This window comes from Butyrivibrio sp. WCD3002 (assembly GCF_000424265.1).
GTDB lineage: Bacteria > Bacillota > Clostridia > Lachnospirales > Lachnospiraceae > Butyrivibrio.
On sequence record NZ_AUJO01000008.1, the window covers coordinates 40,742 to 62,111 of the forward strand.

At 40.4% G+C, this 21,370-nt stretch carries 16 protein-coding genes; 3 read left to right on the top strand and 13 right to left on the bottom strand.

Features of this window, described 5'->3' with window-relative positions:
- Position 1: 1 nt before the first annotated feature.
- The 9 genes from G608_RS0110440 to G608_RS20855 form a co-directional block, all read right to left on the bottom strand.
- Positions 2-1,024 (bottom strand): LacI family DNA-binding transcriptional regulator, encoded by a 1,023-nt coding sequence (locus G608_RS0110440; protein ID WP_026495969.1) that lies wholly within the window; start codon positions 1,022-1,024, stop codon positions 2-4.
- A gap of 201 nt (positions 1,025-1,225) precedes the next feature.
- A complete protein-coding gene (locus G608_RS0110445; RefSeq protein WP_026495970.1) occupies positions 1,226-1,483 on the bottom strand; it encodes an HPr family phosphocarrier protein in 258 nt (85 codons plus the stop codon).
- Between the two features lie 77 nt (positions 1,484-1,560).
- Positions 1,561-2,823, bottom strand: coding sequence for a zinc-binding dehydrogenase (locus G608_RS0110450; protein WP_026495971.1), 1,263 nt, complete (start codon positions 2,821-2,823; stop codon positions 1,561-1,563).
- A gap of 25 nt (positions 2,824-2,848) precedes the next feature.
- Entirely contained in the window at positions 2,849-3,268 is a 420-nt protein-coding gene (locus G608_RS0110455) for a PTS sugar transporter subunit IIA (protein WP_026495972.1), read from the bottom strand.
- Between the two features lie 14 nt (positions 3,269-3,282).
- The gene (locus tag G608_RS0110460; RefSeq protein ID WP_026495973.1) at positions 3,283-5,319 is read right to left on the bottom strand and encodes a BglG family transcription antiterminator; all 2,037 of its coding nucleotides are present in this window, start codon (positions 5,317-5,319) and stop codon (positions 3,283-3,285) included.
- Between the two features lie 20 nt (positions 5,320-5,339).
- Positions 5,340-6,743 carry a PTS mannitol transporter subunit IICB gene (locus G608_RS0110465; protein WP_026495974.1) on the bottom strand — a complete coding sequence of 468 codons (1,404 nt, stop codon included), beginning with the start codon at positions 6,741-6,743 and terminating at the stop codon, positions 5,340-5,342.
- Between the two features lie 268 nt (positions 6,744-7,011).
- Positions 7,012-8,550 carry a flotillin family protein gene (locus G608_RS20850; RefSeq protein WP_051197910.1) on the bottom strand — a complete coding sequence of 513 codons (1,539 nt, stop codon included), beginning with the start codon at positions 8,548-8,550 and terminating at the stop codon, positions 7,012-7,014.
- Between the two features lie 141 nt (positions 8,551-8,691).
- On the bottom strand, positions 8,692-9,609 hold the full coding sequence (locus G608_RS0110475) for a glycosyltransferase family 2 protein (protein WP_026495975.1): 918 nt from the start codon (positions 9,607-9,609) through the stop codon (positions 8,692-8,694).
- A gap of 59 nt (positions 9,610-9,668) precedes the next feature.
- The gene (locus tag G608_RS20855) at positions 9,669-10,706 is read right to left on the bottom strand and encodes a right-handed parallel beta-helix repeat-containing protein (RefSeq protein ID WP_035795330.1); all 1,038 of its coding nucleotides are present in this window, start codon (positions 10,704-10,706) and stop codon (positions 9,669-9,671) included.
- 164 nt (positions 10,707-10,870) lie between these two features.
- Between G608_RS20855 and G608_RS0110485 the strand changes: the two genes are divergently transcribed.
- Positions 10,871-12,577, top strand: coding sequence for a CgeB family protein (locus tag G608_RS0110485; RefSeq protein WP_026495976.1), 1,707 nt, complete (start codon positions 10,871-10,873; stop codon positions 12,575-12,577).
- A gap of 84 nt (positions 12,578-12,661) precedes the next feature.
- On the opposite strand, the gene G608_RS0110490 is transcribed toward G608_RS0110485, so the two are convergent.
- Entirely contained in the window at positions 12,662-13,609 is a 948-nt protein-coding gene (locus G608_RS0110490; RefSeq protein ID WP_026495977.1) for a glycosyltransferase family 2 protein, read from the bottom strand.
- 93 nt (positions 13,610-13,702) lie between these two features.
- On the opposite strand from G608_RS0110490, the gene G608_RS0110495 reads away from it, so the two are divergent.
- Positions 13,703-14,494 carry an ABC transporter permease gene (locus G608_RS0110495; RefSeq protein ID WP_026495978.1) on the top strand — a complete coding sequence of 264 codons (792 nt, stop codon included), beginning with the start codon at positions 13,703-13,705 and terminating at the stop codon, positions 14,492-14,494.
- An 11-nt stretch (positions 14,495-14,505) separates the two neighbouring features.
- On the top strand, positions 14,506-15,438 hold the full coding sequence (locus G608_RS20860) for an ABC transporter ATP-binding protein (protein WP_196810179.1): 933 nt from the start codon (positions 14,506-14,508) through the stop codon (positions 15,436-15,438).
- A gap of 51 nt (positions 15,439-15,489) precedes the next feature.
- Here the strand turns inward: G608_RS20860 and G608_RS0110505 are convergent, their stop codons facing one another.
- The 3 genes from G608_RS0110505 to G608_RS0110515 are packed head-to-tail and all read right to left on the bottom strand — an operon-like array spanning position 15,490 to position 20,824.
- Complete coding sequence (locus G608_RS0110505) at positions 15,490-17,286, bottom strand: hypothetical protein (RefSeq protein ID WP_026495979.1); 1,797 nt, start codon at positions 17,284-17,286, stop codon at positions 15,490-15,492.
- Positions 17,287-17,294: 8 nt separating this feature from the next.
- A complete protein-coding gene (locus tag G608_RS0110510) occupies positions 17,295-19,100 on the bottom strand; it encodes a hypothetical protein (RefSeq protein ID WP_026495980.1) in 1,806 nt (601 codons plus the stop codon).
- A 23-nt stretch (positions 19,101-19,123) separates the two neighbouring features.
- Positions 19,124-20,824, bottom strand: coding sequence for a hypothetical protein (locus G608_RS0110515; protein WP_155833269.1), 1,701 nt, complete (start codon positions 20,822-20,824; stop codon positions 19,124-19,126).
- Positions 20,825-21,370 lie beyond the last annotated feature (546 nt).

Below are 21,370 nucleotides of genomic sequence, written 5' to 3' on the forward strand. Positions count from 1 at the left end.
TTTAGCCAAGAGCTTTTACACTGCTTTTTTCTACAAGATGTCCGGTAACTATATGCATTCCGGTTTTTACGCTTTCTCCCTTGAGGAGCGCATTCATATATCCCACTGCATTTTGCACCATTACAGGCATATCTACTTCATAAGTTGTTATTTCCACGTCGCAGGCCCCGGGATAAATATAGTTATCATAGCCCACAACCGAGAAGTCATCCGGGATGCTGTAACCTTCTTTTTCAAGCCTTCTTATGAGAACTCCCGCTGTCAGATCGCAGTTACACACGAATGCTGTAGGAAGCTCAAGTGGAAGCGGAAGCTTATCAGGCTCATAAATAATTCCCGTGGTCTTATCTCTGTCCTCTATCTGCCAGTCAGGTCTTACAGGAACTCCATGCTCCATCATGGACTTAACATATCCAAGATATCTGTCCGTTATTGAAGTTGTCACAAGCGGAGATCCTACAAAGGCTATATCCTTGTGACCATGCTCAAAAAGATAATTGGTCATATAATACGAACCATAGAAGCTGTCTGAAATAACAGAAACATCTCTCCCTGATTCATCTGCAAAATCCAGATAAAGTACAGGCAGATCTCCCATAATCCCCTTAATATAATCGCAGTACTCACTTGAAAACTCGCCCTGAAGGATCAGCGCCTGAACCTTTTTTTCTTTAATAACCTTCGGCGCGATCAGATCCTTTTCCATGTCATGGGTGATAATCTCAAGCATGGCAAAATCGCCCTGACTTCCAAGCTCGGAAGAAAGGAGCTGATACATTTGCATATAAAAGGAATTGTATTTGGTGAAATGCTTATCATGAACGATGATGCCAATATTGCGGCCATTATTTTCGCTCTTGGAAGCTGCTGAAGGCTGAACGTAACCCATCTCATCAGCAAGCTTTATTATCCTGCTGCGCATAGTTTCGCTGACACCCTTTTGACCGGTAAGTGCCTTGGATACCGTAACCACACTTACTCCAACTTCTTTTGCGATGTCTGCCATCTTAACAGTCTTAGCCATTTTCGTCATCCTTAATTAGAATTTTGATTTCTCTTGAATGATACTATATCGCTGTTATAAACTCAATTGCTAAAAGCGGAGTGCCTTTTTATTTCACAGAAAACCCTTTGAAATGAAAAAAGAAAGCACTGTAGTTTTGGGGATCCAGTGCTTTCCTTCTCAAAAAAAGAGAAAAATTTGGAGATATATTATATACAGGTATCACAGATTGACCTGCATATACCGTTTTAATGCTGCTTCTGCTTCAGTCTCATCATCGCCGTCACATGTAATTGTGATGACTTCACCGCATTTTATTCCAAGGGTCATGACGGCAAACAGATCTTTAAGATCGACGCTACCTCCGTTACCCTTAGCCGTTATGTCACAGAAATACTCATTGGCAATTTTTATAAGACCTCCTGCGGTGAGTGCATGTACACCCTCAGGATCTTTTACAGTATGTGTAATTACTCTCATACATCCTCCGCTTTTGCATAAGCAGTTTCAAATATCCGGGAGAATTCTTTCGAATTCTCCCAAACTAATAGTTATTCTCAGATTTCTACCCCGTAGTGCTCAAAGAGAATCTTCTCAGCCTCAGGATTCCAGAGACCGCTGTGAGCCTTGCAGGACTCATCAAGCTTGGCAAAAAGAGGATCGCTCTCGCCAAGTTTTCCAAAGTCATCTATAGCTGTAAGAGGCATCTCGATCTGTGTGTAGATAAGCTTCTTTCCGCCGGGGATATTAGGCAGATTGCAGGTTGTCTCTGCAGCTGCATCCAGGCCTCCGATATGTGTAACCATAACAGAAGGATTGATCTCTCCCTTAGCAGCAAGCTGCAGTGCTTCAAGAAGATCGTCGTTATTACCGCCTGTAGTACCAAGAATATGAGTACTTGTGTAGTGTGAGTTGTAGAGATTTATCTCTGCCTTAAACTGGTTGTCTGTAGGACCTGCAAAGAAATTCATGCATCCGTCAAAGGCAAGAAGTCTGTCGCCCATCTCAGCTACGGCTCTTACAGGTACATATACAAATACGTCATCATAGCCGTGGCCTTCAGTGATATCCATAAGCTTCTGCTCAGCATCAGCTCCCGATGAATTGAAATAAATAAGCTCAATTCCCTTTGATGCTGCGTACTCAGGGCTGATAACCTCTGCTGCTCTCTGCAGTTTTGCATCATCAAGATCTGTTACCACAATTCTCTTTGGCTTATTCTCAAATCTAAGACCATAGCTTACTGCGCCAAGGCCCATAGGTCCGCAGCCGCCCATGATAAGGATATTGCCGCCTTCCTTTGTACCCATTGCATGGTCATAATTCTGCTTATTGGTATGATAGTTAGCATGATATCCGCCGATAATGCAGCTCATGGGCTCTCCGAGAGAAGCCTGGTAGAAGCTTTCTCCATCGTAGGGAAGAAGTGCATCCAGCTCCATAACCTCATGAGGCATGATGCAGTAAGTAGCATCTCCGCCACAGAATCTGTATGAATATCCCGGGGAATCAAGCTTTCCCTGATAGTTAAGAGCAGGCTGAAGTGCCCACTTATCGCCAACCTTATACTTATCCTTCCACTTTTCACCTACTTCAACGATAACACCTGAACACTCATGTCCTGTGATAATAGGATTAACATCGATATCCTGTGGTGCTCTCTTATGCTTCTTGCCCTGCTTTGCAAGCTTATATGTAGACATGCAGATACTGTCACTTATTACCTTAACAAGGATCTCATCATCCTTTATCTGTGGAAGCTCGAACTCTTCGAGTCTTAAATCCATTTCACCGTACATTCTTACTGCTTTTGTTTTCATTATTATTTCCTCCGAAAATGCAGACTTATCCTTCAAATAAGTTGCTGATCTCTTCTTCATTAAGTTTAAGCAGGTCCTCAAGTCCCTGTTTATCTGAAAAAGTCATGGCTATCTTCTGTAAAACCTCAAGATGCTCATCGCCAACAGCAGCTATTCCTATAACTACTCTGACTTTCTCACTTGCACCCCAGTCCAGTCCCTCAGGGAAAGTCATAAGTACAAGTCCTGTTTTCTTTATATATTTCTTAGCTTCCTCAATTCCATGAGGTATTGCTATTTCATTCCCAATATATGTATTAAATACCTTCTCTTTATCCAGCATGGCCTGAGTATAGCTCTCATCCGTGCATCCCTGTGATGAAAAGATTTCGCCAATCCTTCTGATGACATCTTCCTTGCTGCTGCCCTTTTGATTTATAAAGATATTTTTAGTTTCCAGTATCATGTGTTCCTCCTTACCTACAGATCACCTAGCTGCTCACTAAAGTAGCTTCTAAGTATTTCCTGCAGTTTTTCCTTAATTCCTTCTTCGTCGCCCTTTTGCAGTATTCGTAAAAATTCCTCATCCTCAATAATTGCGCTTGACACCCTTCCAAGCATTTCTGAATTCTGCTGTCTGTGATCATCAAGTGGCATTGTCATACAGAGTGCTGCCCTGATGCCCTGCAGCTTTTCATCCGCAAAAGGTTCCTCTTCTTTGGGGCCTACCGTTATTATCTGGCAATCCTTTACAGCCTTTGATCTGCAGTGGAAGAGTGCAATTCCTATCTCAGGGAAAAGCTGACTCATCACCTGCTCTCTTGCGAGGATATCCGCTGCCAAAACCGCTGCAGCCCGCTGTGAATCCGTAATATCCGCCGCGATCTGTCTGATCATCGACTCAAGACTTATATCAGTCTGAACTGTCAGATGATGATACCTTCTAATAACACCTTTAACTCGAGTGATTATGTTATTGATCTCATCTAGCTGCCTGGTGAAATCATTGTTTTCCTGCCTTGCAGGCATGGATGCATATTCATCGATCTTTACACTGATCTGAAGTACATCCCTGTTAGTAATAAGTGGATTAACAAGGCAATAATCTACGCCCAGCTCGTCCACATTTATGCTTGATATGAAAAAATCCGTTCTCGAAACTGTATGTTGGGTAATCTCATCTACCCCATATGCTTTAAGTACTATATCCCAGTCGGAAAACTGGCTTTTTAGCTTTGCCATCATAAGCTGCGCAACGCCAAAACCGCTGGCACAAATAACACCTATGGTTACGGTTCGCTTCTTACGCCTTCTGGAATCTATCCTCTCCCTTGCCGCGCCAAAATGCATTGCAAGATATCCGATTTCTGCATCATTTGGCACGAGAGACGTTTTCTGTGTAATAACTCTTGCTGCCTTCTCACATCTGGAATATATATCAGGATATTCCTGCTTTATCTGGGACAGCAGAGGATTACTTATGGTCATTTCATTTTTTATTCTGTAAAGCGCAGGCTCTAAGTGGACCATCAAGCCTCTTATAAAGTCGTCATCATACCTCAGCTCTCTGGCAAGTCCCGGATCAAAGACATCTATCATTCCCTCAATTATCACCATAAGCTCATCCGTGTTAATGCCGCTCTCACCGATGACATCACTGGTATAATTGAGCTTTGCCCCGTTTATATGAAGCAAAATATTGTTGACCTCGGATTCCGGTATCTCTATGGAAAACTTCTTCTCCAGCGCCGTTGCAATGTTCTTTGCTATGTCGTAACCCTTATCAAACCTTGCATCGTAGCTGTCTTCATTTACCAGCTCGCCCTGAAGGATTCTCTCAACTGCCACAGCCAGGTGTACCAAAAGTCCTATATATGCATCATTTGTCAGAAGATGAAGATAAGGCTCCTCTATTTTTTCCAAGACTGATTCTACCTCTGAGAGGATTTCCTCATTCATCAAAAGATAGATATTATCTCCTGCTGATGTGATTTCCTTTGTCTTCATATTCTCTGTAACAAAACGCTGCATAGCCATGCGGTAGCTTTTCTCACTGCCTGAAAGCGTTATGCCGTAGCCGGGCTTTCTTATAATCTCAAGTTTACATTCCCTTGCCCATTCATCTATGACTTCTAAGTCGTTACTTATGGTTGCTTCGCTTACACCGAACATATTGCTATAGTAAAAGAGCTTCTGGGGTTCCCTGTTTCTCAAAAGCTCAAGCTTTAGGAGCTTTCGCCTCTGTTCCTTATCGGAAACTACCTGCTCCTTGCGGGCTTTTAAGATCCCCATTAGCTGCATTTTGGCCTCGGGATCACCCTCTATCTGGCTGCCCTCACCTTTTTTTCGCACCAGGGTAAGACCATGGTCCTTTAAGATGCTTCCTATATAGTCGGCTTCCCTTAAAATCGTGCGCTTACTCACACCCAGAGCGTCAGCCACCTCCTGATCAGTGGCCGGCTGCTCTGCGCCAAGCAAATATATTAAAATCTGTCTTATGCGTGGTGTAAGTTCCATTTAAATCTCTTTTCTGTCAGTTACGCTCTCAGCTCATTTGCCAGCGCATCATACTCCGGTGCTGACATGAAATTGCTGATAGTTATTACTCTAACGCCGGGAGCACTCTTTTTTGCTCTAGCCGCAAGATCCTGATGTGTTACAACTATCTGAGCATCCTCAGGAATCTCAGAAACAGAAGCATGCTTAACTTCGATATCTGTTCTTCCTACCTCTGATAATTTTTTCCTTAAAACTGTTGCGCCCATTGCTGATGAACCCATTCCGGCATCACATGCAAATACGATGTGCTTGATGTCTGAAGGTGCTACATTTACAAGTGCGTCTGCTGCTGTAGAAACTGTGCTTGCAGCTACACCCTTTGCCTGAGCCTTCATCTCTCTCATCTTCTCTGTAGAATCCTCAAGACTCTGCTTGGAGTTTGAAAGTCTGATGATAGGAGCAGCAATAGCGAAGGATACGCCTGCAGCAACTACAACCGAGAGAAGAACCATAAAGGTTGATCCTCTGGGAGCCATACCAAGGTATGCAATGATTGATCCCGGTGACGGAGGTCCTGCAAGGCCAAGGTTAAATGCTGTGTTGAAGATCATAGCTGCTACTGAACCGCCGATTGTTGCAAGTAAAAGAAGCGGGTTCATAAGTACATAAGGGAAGTAAATCTCGTGGATACCGCCAAGGAGGTGTACGATAAGTGCTCCGGGAGCGGAATCCTTTGTAACCTTATCTTTAGCAAATAACCAGTAAGCGAGAAGTACGCCTGTACCTGCACCGGGGTTTGTCTCTATCATGTAGAAGATAGATTTTCCTGCGTTAGCAACCTGCTCTGCTCCAAGAGGAGTGAAGATACCGTGGTTGATAGCGTTGTTAAGGAAAAGAACCTTAGCAGGCTCAACAAATACTGATACAAGAGGCAAAATATTGTTTTCAACAAGTACTGCAACACCTGCGTTAAGAACTGCAAGTACGCCGCCCATGAAGGGTCCGATTACATAGTAACCGATGATTGCGAGGCCAAGACCAAGGATACCAACTGAGAAGTTGTTAACCAGCATCTCAAATCCTGTAGGGATCTTACCCTCAACTGCCTTGTCAAACTTCTTGATAACAAGTCCTGCAAGAGGTCCTGCGATCATAGCGCCCATGAACATTGTGTACTCTGTTCCGCAGATAACACCGATTGTCATGATTGCCCCCATAACTGCTCCGCGGTTTCCGCCAACCATCTTACCGCCCTGGTAAGCAATGAGGATTGGAAGCAGATATGTAAGCATAGGACCAACTATAGTGCTAAGCTGTGCATTTGGGAGCCAGCCTGTGTCAATGAAAAGTGCTGTCAAAAGTCCCCATGCTATAAATGCGCCGATATTCGGCATGACCATTCCACTTAGGAAACGGCCAAAACTTTGAATCTTTTCTTTCATTTGGATTTCCCCTTCCCAACCTGATATACAGGTAAGCTCCGGCACGTCTGCCGGTATTCTGAGTAATTATCCGAATGCATTCGATTTGTTGTAATCTAATTGTATTTTGGCAGGATGTATTTTTCAATTCATACATATTAAACTTTGTCACGATGAGAAAGTGACAAGTACTAAAAAAGAAAAAATACCCCGGATAGAATAAATATCCTATCCGGGGCACCACATATTAGTGGAGCGCCGATTAAAGCGTTTCCTTAGATAAATTTAATTACTTTTCTTCACTGTCAGCCTTGTTGTCTACATTTACGTTCACGCCGCTGCCTGAAAGATTGATGTTCTTGTTAACCTTTGCATCATATGTGCCGGCTCTCATGATCTCTGTAAAGTCTACGCCTGTAGCCTCTGACATTGTATCAAATACCTGCTTCATAACGATTGGAAGATTACCTGAAATCTGGCTTGTGCCATTTGTTCCATCGCCTGTTCCATAAATGTTGATCTTGTCGATCTGTGAAAGAGGCTTAGCAATTTCAGCTGCCATCTGAGGCATGATCTTGATCATCATCTCAGCCATAGCTGCGCCGTTGTACTGCTTGTAGGCTTCAGCCTTCTTCTCCATTGCTTCAGCTTCTGCAAGACCTTTAGCCTTGATGGCTTCAGCTTCCGCACGACCCTTAGCTTCAATACCTGCTGCCTCTGCGTCATACTTAGCCTTGATACCTGCTGCTTCCTGCTCTGCTGCATATTTCTGAGCTTCAGCCTGGGCCTTTCTTGCCTCAGCTTCCTGCTCCTGCTCGTACTTAACAGCCTCAGCCTTTCTCTGTCTCTGAACAAGCTCTGCTTCAGCGATCTTCTCAGCCTTATACTTCTCAGCATCGGCTTTCTTCTCGATGTCAGCTGCAAGTTCCTGCTGCTTAACGATAACTTCCTTCTGCTTCAGTTCAGCTTCACGCTCTGCCTTAGCGATCATAGCGTTAACAGTATTGGTCTGGATTGCCTTTTCCTGTTCCTGTCTCTGAATCTCATAAGCTGCGTCCGCTTTCGCCTTTGCAGCATCTGTTTCCTGCTTAAGTTCTGCCTGCTTCATAGCCAGGTCGCGCTGCTTCTGAGCAATCTCCAGGTCAGCTGCAATTCTTGCGTCATTTGCTTCCTTATCAGCCTTTGCCTTCTCAACAGCCACTTCCTTTTCAGCCTGTGCCTTAGCTACAGCTGCATCCTTCTTGATCTTTGAGGTATTATCCATACCAAGATCGTTGATAAGACCATTCTCATCAGTTACGTTCTGGATATTACATGAGAGGATCTCAATACCAAGCTTACTCATGTCCTTTGAAGCCTTCTCCATAACCTGATCGGAGAAGCTGTCACGGTCAGTATTGATTGCCTTTAGTGCAAGGGTACCAATGATCTCACGCATGTTACCCTGTAATGAATCCTGCAGGTCTAACGTTATCTGCTCGGGGTTCTTGTTTAGGAAGTTCTTGGCAGCCAGCTGAATAGCATCAGGTGTTGTGCCAATTCTTACCTTTGCAACTGCGTCCACGTTTACATTGATGAAATCGTTTGTGGGAACTGACTGCTCTGTCTTAATATCAACGGTCATCTGACCAAGATAGAGCTTGTCGACTCTTTCAAAGAACGGAACCTTGATGCCTGCACGTCCGATAAGGATGCGCGGAACCTTTCTGATACCGGATATAATAAAAGCCCTGTCCGGAGGAGCCTTCACGTATCCTGCTGCAATAATGATTATTGCAATGATGATGATTGCGGCAATCGTAATTGCCATTGTTAATGATGTTGTCATACAACCCTTCCTTTCCTTGGACTTTTTCCAAGTTGTTTGTTATTAGTTTCTATGTACTTATAGTACATTTGAACCCAAGGGAAATATAGGATTACTTTGGCGTTTTATTTCATTATATTCTTCTTTTTTGGAAAATATTTTTCAAAGCGCCTTATACTTCTCGATAGCAGGTCTGTAGACAAGGCCGCAAAAATAGCCTTTGACGACAATCCATGCTCTTTTGAATCTGTGATCTTTTGCAAGAAACAGACATCTTGCAAAGTTCAAGCCGCATTTTGCAGTAAAATAACAAAAGCCCTTGAAGCCTTCTCTCATATAGGTGCTCCCATCATTTCTAAAGGCATAATTATATCTTGCAAGCCTTCCCATGTTATCTGTTGCAATAAAGCTTCCGTTGTTTGAAGCCATTTTGTGAACAACATGACTTCTTCCGGCTATGAATGAAGGCATATTTTCTCTTATGCTGATACGTCTTGTATATTCGATATCATCACCCCAGATAAAGTATTCCTTTATTGGATACCCTACCCGCTTTACTGTTTCGGCAGGTAAAAACAGTGAAACAAAAGTAGCCTGCTGAAGCAAAAACATACCCTGTGAAAGCACATCAATTCTGTCAAAGAAGTGTCTCATAGACTTTTGAGAATTCATTTTACACTGAGTTCCGTCTATCCACTCTGCCACACTTGAAATATATCCATACTTTCCGGGACCGCCTGCAACCTTGTCTGCTTCCAAAAGTTCATACAGAGCATCTTTATTTGGGATGGTATCATCATCCATAAGCCACAGCCACTTATATCCGGCTTCCATGGCTTTTTTCATTCCGTAATAGAATCCGCCTGCCCCGCCCAGATTTTCTCCGGTATTAAAATACTTAACAGACTCTGATTTTTCCATAAAGTCTTTTACAACATCAGCTGTATTGTCTGTCGATGCGTTATCTATAACCAAAACATCACAGCTTGCTTTCTCCTGCTTTATCAAAGCATCCAGACATTCAATTAGTAAATCTTTGCGATTATATGTAACGACAACCGCAGCAACTTTATCCTGCATATTTTTTCCTATCTGACTTTCTGTTTAACTGACAATCAGCACAATTCCCATTCTGATAATCAGCCGGGCCATTTGATCTTTTTCTTATATTTTGTGTTCTTAAGTTTCACATACTTAAGATATATAAGTGTTCCGCTGATCTTTGAATTAGTGACTCTGACCTTTTTCCCGGAATATATCCCGCAGGCTCCCTGCAGGTTACAGTTCTTTATCTTTACATTTTGGGCAACCGTCCAGTTTCTGCCTATGGCAAACCAGTTGTTTATAATAAGAATCGCAAAATAATCGCTGCTGTTTTTCTTAACACAGGTTATCTTGGTATTCTTAATATTTATGTTCCTGCAGATCTGGTCAGGCTCTAAATATCCGCCGTTTCTGACATTGGGCTCTATGTCTATTCCTGCCTGGGGAGCAGTCCCACGTGCATTCTTGATTTTACACCCATCTATAGTAACATTATTTGCGTCCACTATGGAAATGTTATTTCGCCTGTTTCCGCTGATAGTACATTTTTTTATAGTAATCTTGTTACATCCATAGACATTATCCATATCATTCAATGTCCCAAGATAAATTCCGTCACCCCAGTTATCAGCAATCTTCATATTATAAAGAGTGACATTTGAGCTATCTCTGATATATACGCCATGTCCGAATTCACCGCCACCGCCCTGGTGTCTGTTTTTCTCGCCTCTTAGCTGTCCCCCCGCAATCTTGACATTGTTGCAGCCATAAATATTAAACACGTGATAATCGTCTCGTACGCTTGGCATAACTTCAAGCACTGTCGTTGGCGACATGAGAAGCTCTACGTTATCTTTCAGACAAATACCTTCGTTAATGGATCTTGAAGGTGTTATGTAATACACCCCCGCAGGCACCTTAACTGCGCCGCCACCTGCATTACTAACAGTCTCTATCGCCTTATTAAATCCTTCAGTATCATCCAGATAATCTCCCGGAATCGCACCAAAGTCTGCAACATTAACATTTTTGGCTTCTGCACTAAATCCGCAGGTAAACAAAATAAAAAATATACTGAAGATCCCGGTCAGAATCTTAAGAAAAATACAAAGTTTTTCTGTATTAAACCTCATAATCCCCGCCTTTCAAATTTTTCATTTACAATATGCACAAGGGCACGTTTGCATTATAATACAAACTATCAGTGTAAAAAAGCATAAGGTTCCCCAATGGGAAGCTGAAGGATGCCCCAATAGAGTATTTATGCTTACTTCACCATCTAAGGAGATTTTTGTTAATGACAGCATCTAGTGGCAGTATTCGTCATAAAATAAAAAAAAGTATTACCTTTACAAAATCATGCATATCTCTTGAAAAAAAACTCATTCAAATATCATCTTTATATCGCAAAGCAGGTCCGACTCAGCCATGCACCATATCTGTAGTTCACTTAAACGCGGATGAGATTTCAAAGGATGCCTTCGAAGCATCTGTAAAAAAAGCAAAGACAAGATATAAATATGAATTTGTTTCATCCATGCAGGATGCCACAGGAGATTTCATTCTTTTCCTTAATTCCGTGGACGGTGTAAACACAGGCTGGATAGACTTCCTGATAAAGCCCCTTCTTGAGAATGAAGGTATCGGAATAACCGGGGGCATATCCTACTATTCCATAAACAGTGATAAAAACCTGTCCTACAAAACACTTTACGCAGGGGTAACCCCCACTCCCTTCAGTTCAGATTACAACGGTCTTATAACCAAGCTGGAAAAAAGTCAGTTGAAGGACTCTGAGCCCTCCCTGACTCCCATAGAGGTTTCAATTCCTTCATATAATATTGTTATGATGAGAAAAGCCGTATTTGATTCGCTTGGGGGATTTTATCCATTCTATGAAAGCATCTGGAATTATGCCATATCCGACCTGTGCATGCTTTCAGAATTAAAGGGATATAAAAATCTCCTTTGCACCGGATGTCTTGTATCAACAAAAGACCAGAAGCCCAAATACAAAATGACCATGGAAAAGGGAGCCATTTTTGCAGGTCGCTGGAGAGTTCCGACCGAAATATCAAAACTGAATGATAAAGAAATAGATATTTGCGGCTCAATGCCCCTAACGAAAGGCGGGGAATTCTGGGGTGACTATCACTATGCAAACTCCCTTAAAAAGTCCTTTGAAAAACTGGGCTATAAAGCAAATGTTCTTTTCATAGACGACTGGAATAAGGAAAGCACCGCAAAAACAGTGATTGTGCTTCGAGGTAAAAGACCGTATTTCAGAAGCGCTTCATCAGATGGTAAAAGGCTCATATACTGGAACATTTCCCATCCTGCAGATGTGAACCCTCTGGAATTAAATCAGGCTGATTACGTATTTTTCGCATCAGAATTAATGAAGTCAAAATTTGAAGACAGGATAGATAGCCCTTGCGGAGTTCTTATGCAGTGTACCGATCCTTCAGTAATGTCTCTTCCCGAAAGCGGCGATACTTTAAAGCCAAAACATTCACCGCAGCTGCTTTTTGTGGGAAACAGCAGACACATTTTCAGAAGCATCCTAAAGGACCTTCTTCCCACAACACATGAACTCCAGGTTTATGGCAGGCACTGGGAAGATTTTCCCGAAGTCAAAGAGCACGTGGTCTCTGAGTATATCCCTAATGAAGAAGTAGCCAGAGCCTATCATGATGCCGCTATTTTACTAAATGATCATTGGGATGATATGCGCGAATACGGAATTATCTCCAACAGAATCTTTGATGCCCTTACCGCAGGTGCCTTTATAATAAGCGACGATGTTCCTGGAATCCGTGAAGCCTTTGAAGGTACTGTAGTTACTTACACAGACAGAGATGATCTGGCTAAAAAAATAGATTACTATCTGGAACACTTAGATGAACGCGATAGCCTTGCAAAAAGAGGCAAAGAGCTTATATCACAAAAGCACACATTTGATGCAAGGGCAAATGAGATCATTAAAGCTTTGGAACATATTTAACGGCATATCAAAAGCTGACATACGCATAAAACAAGCGCCTCCGACCCTTTTGCTGTCGGAGGCGCCTTATTGTAATTTTATATCTTACTTTATAAACTTAACATGAGATTCATCATAGGTTCTTCTATGGGTATTCTCTACCACCAGATTGCCAAGGAATCCTGTGGCAATAAACTGGAATCCTGCAATTATACACAGAACTCCGAGAGTAAGCAGCGGTCTGGTGCCAATTGCCTGTCCCATAAACCAAAGAACTGTAAGGAATAAGCAAATAACAAAGCCAACAAATGTAAGTCCTATTCCAACTCTTCCGAAGAAATACATAGGTCTGTCGGAATACTTAAGAAGGAATGTGGTAGTCATGGAATCAAGAAGTCCACGCATGTAACGCTCCATACCATACTTTGAATGACCATGCTCTCTCTTGTGGTGAAGCACTGTTATCTCTGTGATACGGAAGCCTTTTCTGTGTGCCAGCACGGGAACATATCTGTGAAGCTCTCCGTACAGATCAAGAGAATCTATTACTTCCTTTCTGAAGCATTTAAATCCGCAGTCATGATCGTGAAGATATACTCCTGAAAGCTTCGATGTAACAGCATTGAAAAGCTTTGAAGGAAGTCTCTTCTCAGCTGAATCAAGACGATTCTTCTTCCATCCTACAACCAGGTCATAACCCTCATCTATCTTTTCAATAAATCTCTGAAATTCATCGGGATCATCCTGAAGATCCGCATCCATTGTAAATACGATATCTCCTGTGACATGCTTAAATCCACAATCAAGCGCAGGAGACTTACCAAAATTCTTCCTGAAAGATATCACATGTACATTGGGATCCTTATCAGCCAGCTCACACATTACTGCCTCTGTGTTATCGCTGCTGCCATCATTTACAAAAACAATCTCATACTCAGATATGAGCTGATTAGAAATCAACTTCTTTACGTTATCCAAAATTCTGCTATATAGTTCATTCAGTGAATCCTGCTCATTAAATGCAGGAACCAGAACCGAAACCTTACGATTCAATAGAAAAGACCTCCTTAATTGTCAAAAAAGCAATAAACTGATATTATATTATGTTGTCACATAGAAATTTGCAATAATTATTTGGTGTTATTTATGCTCGAAAACTTAATTAAAAATAGGATTCATAAGTTTAAAAAATACAGATTTCTCTTTAGCGAATTGGTCAGCAGAGACTTTCAGCAGAAATATAAACGTACCATATTAGGCATGTTTTGGAGTATTCTTTCACCACTGCTCCATCTGCTTATAATGAAGGTAGTGTTCACAGAGTTCTTTGGCAGAAGTACTCCGCATTATACAACTTACCTTTTCAGTGGAACATTAGTAATGTCTTACTACAAAGAATCAACTCAGCATGGTATGCGGAGTCTGATGGAAAACCACAAGATCATTAGCAAGATAAATGTTCCGAAATATCTGTTCCTTTTTTCCAAAAATGTATCTTCGTTAGTAAACTTTGCATTGACCCTGAGTGTATACTTCCTGTTCTGTTTACTGGATGGAATACATTTCGGTCCCCATATGCTGGCACTTATATATCCCATAATATGCCTCGCAATAATGAATATCGGAATTGGAATGATATTATCAGCGCTGTTTGTCTTTTTCAGAGATATTCAGTATTTTTATGAGTTATTTCTCACACTTCTCACTTATATGTCCGCAATATTCTATAGAATAGATAAATTCAGTCCGGAAACACAGAGACTGTTTTTGATAAATCCGGTGTTTGTTGTAATTAACTATTTTAGATCAGTGGTTATAGATGGCGTTATTCCTTCTCTTCCATATCACGGACTCATGCTGTTCTATTCACTGTTTTATCTGACTATTGGATGTATTATTTATAAGAAGTACAATACAGAATTTGTCTACTATTTTTAAGGTATTAAACTATGATTACTGTTGAATGTAAAAACGTCGGTATTCGATATAAAACCGGTGATCTTAAATCCATTGGTTTGAAAGAATTTGTTATAAAAAAAATAACCAGAACCTATAGTGTCAAAGAGTTCTGGGCTAACAAAAATATCAATTTTTCCTTGGAAAAGGGAGATATGCTTGGAATCATCGGGTCTAATGGTGCAGGAAAAAGCACCCTGCTTAAAGCTATCACAGGTATTCTTATTCCCAAAAAAGGAACTATCAAAACAAAGGGTTCCATCGCTGCTCTTTTGGAGCTTGCAAGTGGTTTTGATAACGATATGACCGTAAGAGAAAACACCTACTTAAGAGGCGCTCTTCTTGGATATACCAGGGAATTCCTTGATGAGAAGTATGATGAAATAATCTCCTTTGCCGAGCTTGAAAATTTCCAGGATCATTCCTTTAAACAATTATCAAGCGGTATGAAGAGCAGGCTCGCTTTTTCTATAGCCTGTCTTGTAAGCCCTGATATCATCATCCTCGATGAAGTATTGAGTGTAGGTGATGGTGCATTCAAGAAAAAAAGCGGCGACAAGATGCGCGAAATACTCGGTCAGGGAATTACCGGAATGCTGGTTTCTCACAGCGCTTCCCAGGTCAGAGAGTTATGTAATAAAGTTCTCTGGCTTGATCATGGTAACCAGATTGCTTTCTCTGACGATGTCGAACTACTCATGAATGCCTATGAGGAATTCCTCATTACAAAAGAGCTTCCCAAAAACCACGATGACATTGTAAAATTATCCGAAGCTTTCGAAAAAAGAATGGAAGAAAAAAGACTCGAGGAAGCGAAATCTGAAGCCGAAAAGCTTCAGGCAATACTTGAAGCCGGGGAAACAGAATCCTCCATTCAGGCTGCTGTTAATATATTAAAGAAAAACCGACCGGAACTTTTAGCCTAATATTACAATAACCTTCACTCCATGTATTCACATAGAGTGAAGGTTATTTTTTTACTTAAATAGCTTTCTTTCCAAAGCTCGTAACACTTTTCTATAAGTATTATTTTTTGGCCTGTACCTCTTACTTTGAGCTATCGGCTTAAGCGAAAACAAAGAGCTGATGGCGTCCTCATATTTGTCAGTTCCCGTACTGTTTGATTCCTGTACTGCCTTATCCGCAAGATAAATTGCGATACCAGCATTTGCCATAACATATTTATGGAATTCAGTATTATTTATCGCATAGCAGATATGCTTATATAACTTTTTACCATACAGTCTGTTTATAGTATCTTTAATATCATAGGAATAAAACATATCCTCAAGCTTATCAAATATCTGTTGTTCCTCTATCAGAGGTCTTGTTGATGAAACGGTATTATTATCCGCTACCTTTGTAGTCTTTTCTTCCTTCTTTAATATTCTCTTGTACTCATATGGATATCTGTTATTTATGCTCTCAGCATATGCGATTGTTTCCGGGGCAATAGTTCTGCCACCCTGAATAGGAAAATCCAGTATTCCTTTTCCATATCTGATGTATATCAGCGCCATAAGCAGATTGCCATCATTACATTCACCTGATGACAGTTTTAATTTTTGAAGATCAGGATCCAGGCACGGACACATCTGATAATTGCCACCAATATAATCATCGTAAATTGGTTTACCAAAATGCACACTATTCCTGGTCTCTCTATACATATATCTTGTGAGATCATACTCTGCCACTTCTCTTCCGGCATTTCTGTATTTATCCACGGTGGATTTATATGCATCATCTACCAAGCTGATTATTGAAGCTGAAACCTCAGGCCTTAGTGAATGAGGCAGCTCTTTTGCCTTATTTGTTTCGCGCCTGATATATACGTTTTTCTGTGGCCACCCTCCGGAACGCATAGTACCTCCTCCGGCGCCACTAAAATAAAAGCCTCTATGGTCCGCACTATGCTGCTTCCAATGCATTTCTTTATGAAATCCAAGCTGATTATTGAACGAGATATTAAATATTTCCTCCATTGTATTATTGGAGTAATCAACTTTACTCTGAGGATCTGTATTTAAGGAAAAACCAAATTTTTCAGCAATCTGAGACGCTATCTTAAAATCTTCAGAATGGGAATACAGATTATCTGTATTTGATTGAATTCTTATTTTAGCGAGGTTAATATCAGGATGCAAAAAGAGCGTCAATACAATTCTTGTATCAAATCCTCCCGACAGATCAACCTTTACACTCTCTCCTCTGCAAATTAGTCCATGTATTAAGCTTGTCCACTTTTCATACCAGCGGTCTAAGAGCTCTATTCCTTCCTTAGCACCTATATCTACGGTATTCTCCTGAAGTGGAAGCATTTTTGTTGAAACGCTTTTTGTTTTAGTGTCTATATATACTTCAACGCTTCTGTCTAATCTTTTTATTTCATTTATCAGAGTCTCAGAAAAAGCGAAGGTGCAAATACCTTTAGAAAGAAATGCATCCGCAAACCTTTTGTTCAAGGACAACTTTCCAACAGTTTTAACTCTGTCGACAAGCATCCAAAATGAATTGGAAATTGCAAAGTAACCACCCTCAGAAAAATAGTACAGGCCATGGCTCCCTAATGAATCCTGCTGAATTACTATCTGTTCGCCTCTTCTTACAATGTTTACATAGGAACCTTCTCCGGATAATTCCCTGTCATTCAAATTATCATTAGTAACAAGACAATTATCTATGATTGAAAATCCATATAGATACGGTTCCGTCTTTTCAAGCGAATCAGAATCTATAACAAAAAAATACTTTTCTTTCGTAAAGTTGCTCATGGTACTCCTTATTTTATTTTTTTGAGAATTTTTCTTTCAAAAAAGCGCAAGGCTTTTCTGTAGATATTGTTTTTGGGTCTGTACCTCTTATCTTGAGCTATCTGCCTAAGAGAAAATAACGAACTGATGGAATCCTCATATTTGTCAGTTTCCACACCGTTTGATTCCTGTACTGCCTTATCTGCAAGATATATAGCAATTGAAGCATATGCCAAAGAGTATTTATGATACCCCGTGTTTGTTATTGCATAGCATATATACTTATACAATTTCTTTCCATAAAGCTTTTCTATAGTATCCTTTATTTCATATGAATAAAAGATATCTTCAACCTTATCAAAAACCTGCTTTTTATCTACCGAAGGATTTTCTGAAAGGTTGACACTGTCATTTACAGTCCTGACAGTTCTTGCAGTCTTTTCCGATATTTTCTTAAAATCATAAGGATACTTGTTATTTATACTTTCCGCGTATGCTATTGTGTCCGGCTTGATACTTCTGCCACCCTGAATAGGAAAATCTATTATTCCTCTTCCGTATCTAATAAATACCAGCGCCATAAGCAAATCTGCATCCAGACAATCGCCCGAATACAGCTTCAGTTTTTGGAAATCAGGGTCAAGTAAAGGACACATCTTATATCGTGATCCTAAATAACTGTCGTAGATCGACTTTCCAAAATGCACAGCATTCCTTGTTTCCCTGTACATAAATCTGGTGAACTCATCATCAGACAGCTCTCTGCCGGCATTTCTGTATTTATCTACAGTTAGTCTGCAGGCATCTTCGACTATATTTTCTACAGATTCTGACACCGTCTCATCTATTGGCCAGGGAATATCTTTAGCCTTGTTGAGCTCATTGCTTATCAGTTCGCTTTGTTTACTGCAATATCCTCCGCGTATAGTAGCGCCGCCGGAGCCACTAAACTGATAATCTCCGGGAATGGATTTTTTAAACTTCCATTGCATTTCTTTATGAAATCCAAGTTTGTTATAAAATGCAATATTAAGAATATCCTCAACTGTATTGTTGGAGGACTTAACCGCATTATTGCAATCCTTATTCAAGACAAATCCATACTTTTCAGCAATCTGAGATGCAATCTTAAAATCCTCCGGATGTGTATAGAGTTTATCCGAATTCGAATTAATTCTTATTTTGCCAAGATTAATATCAGGATGTAAAAACAGGGTAAATACTATTCTGGTATCGAAGCCTCCTGACAGATCAGCTGTTACACTATCTCCATCACTGATGAGATCATGTATCAGATTAGTCCACTTTTCATACCAATGGTCCAGCAACCCCATACCTTCCTTAGTGTCTAAATCTACGGTATTTTCAACCAGTGGACACATATTTGTTTTGGCTGTTTTAGACTTAATATCTATATGAACTTCTATGCTTCTGTCTAATCTTGTTATCTCGTTAATAAGGGTATCAGAAAAAGAATATGTACAAATACCCCTTGAAAGAGATGCGTCTGTACATCTTTTGTTTAGTGATAGTTTTGAGACAGTCTTAACCCTGTCTGCAAGCATCCAGAACGAGTTTGATATAGCAAAGTAACCCTCCTTGAGAAAAAAGTAAAGTCCCTGACTCCCCATCGAATCCTGCTGAATAACAATCCGATCTTCATTTCTGATTATATTTACATAGGATCCTTCTCCGGATAATTCTCTTCCATTCAGGTTATCATTCGTGACCACAGAACTATCCACTATTGAGAAACCGTACAGATGCGATTTCACATTATCAAGTGACTCGGAATCTATGACAAAAAAATACTCTTCTTTTCTAAAATTATTCATAATGCATTCCTCATATTACATTCCTATAATAACCTTTCAAGAAATCTGACTGATTTTCTTAAAATATTGTTCTTTGGTCTGTATCTCAAATTTTCATCTATTGGTCTGAGTAAATTCAAAGAACTGATAGAATCTGCCCCTTCTTCACCATTACGATTCCCTGAATCCTTCACAGCTTTATCTGCCAAATATACTGACAGTGCAAAATATGCCATGGCATATTTATGATATCCGGCATTAGTAAGTGCATAGCACATATTCTTATACATTTTTCTTCCATACAATTTTTCAACTACATCTCTTATTTCATGGGAATAAAATAAATCGTCTACCTTTTTATTTACTTCCTTAAGCTGTATCTGCGGATTCTGTGCACTATCTGATTGGATGGATGCAGCTCGTCCATCTACTTTACTTACTTCCTTTAGTTTCTTTAATTCATATGGATACCTGGTGTTTACACTTTCAGCATAGGCTATTGTCTCAGGCTTAATACTTCTTCCGCCCTGCACAGGACAGTCGATTATTCCCCTTCCGTATCTTATATAAACCATGGCCATCAGAAGGTCACCGTCTGTACATTCATCGCTTGAAAGTTTAATTTTCTGAAAATCAGGATCCAAAAGCGGACACATCTTATACCTTCCACCCATGAAGTTATCATAAATAGACTTCCCAAAATGCGCACCGTTCCTGGTTTCCCTATACATAAATCTGGTAAGGTCGGCATCAGGTATCTCTCTCCCTGCTCTTCTGTATTTTTCCACAGTCAGCTTGCAGGCATCCTCAAGTAAGCTGCCTATAGAAGCATCAACCTCTTTCTTTAGCTTTCCCGGTATGTCCTTTGACATGTTTTTTTCATTATTTATAAGAACGCTTTTTTCACGACAAAAACCTGAACGAATAGTTGCTCCGCCGGCTCCGCTAAACTGATATCCCCTTCGAGAAGCTGTCTTTAGCTTCCATTGCATTTCTTTATGAAATCCAAGCTTGTTATAAAATGCAATATTCAGGATATCCTCCATCGAATTATTGAAATGGCATCCGGATGTTTTTATTTCCCTGTTCAATGAAAATCCGTACTTTTCAGCGATCTGTGATGCGATTTTAAAGTCTTCCTCATGGGTATGCAATTTATCAGAATTTGAATTTATCCTTATCTTACTCAGATCGATATCAGGATGTAAAAAGAGCGTGAACACCATTCTGGTATCAAAACCGCCTGACAAATCAACAGTAATAGCTTCATCATTAGCTATAAGTGTATATATGAGACTTGTCCATTTTTCGTACCAGCGATCCAGAAGCTCTATTCCTTCTCTGCTGCTGATATCTACTGTATTTTCATCAAGCACACACATTCTTTCCGATATTTTCCCGGTAGGAATATCTATTATTATCTCAGCACTTCTGTCAATTTTACCGATCTCATTAATAAGCGTTTCAGAAAATGAATATGTGCAAACATCGCTAGCCAGAAAAGCATTCGCATATTTTCTGTTAAAAGACAGCTTGCCATGAGTTTTTGCCCTGTCCGCAAGCATCCAGAAGGAGTTTGATACAGCAAAATAATTCCCATCAGAATACAGGTACAATCCCTGACTCCCCAGTAAATCCTGCTGTATTACTATTTCCTTTTCATTTCTTATTACATTTATATACGAGCCTTCACCGGATAATACTTTATTTCCCAGATTCTCATCAGTAACTATATTACTTTCCACCAAAGAAAACCCATATAAGCGTGATTGTGTATTCTCAAGTGAATCCGAATCTATAATAAAAAAATAATCTTCTTTCTGAAAAATATTCATAATGATCTGCTTTAATCCTCCCAAAAGATACAGCAACTAAAGAATAACACCAATCCAATTTACCTGCAATCTGACAAACTTGTTGCAACAAAATGTCGTATGGTATAATGTCAATGCTTTACTAAAACTTCCCATACCTGAAAGGAAAAGAAACCCGGGCTCTCTGCGGCTTCAAATACAAAAACTTCGGCCCGGCCCATAGGGTCACGCAGGCTTTTTCCTTCCGTGCCTCAGGGCATTCCAAAATCTTTCACTGGTTATAAGCATGTGTGATTTTGCATAACTCGTTTATTTTCGAGCGATGGCACGGACTGCATACAGTCATTTCGAGTCTCTATAGCTGAGTGATGATTATTCTTATGCCCATAAGCATCCATTGTCCGCGCGAAGAAAGTGTTTGAGCGAGGGCTTTCTGTTATGTAAAGGTTTTGCTATAGTCTTATTAGAAGCCCTTGC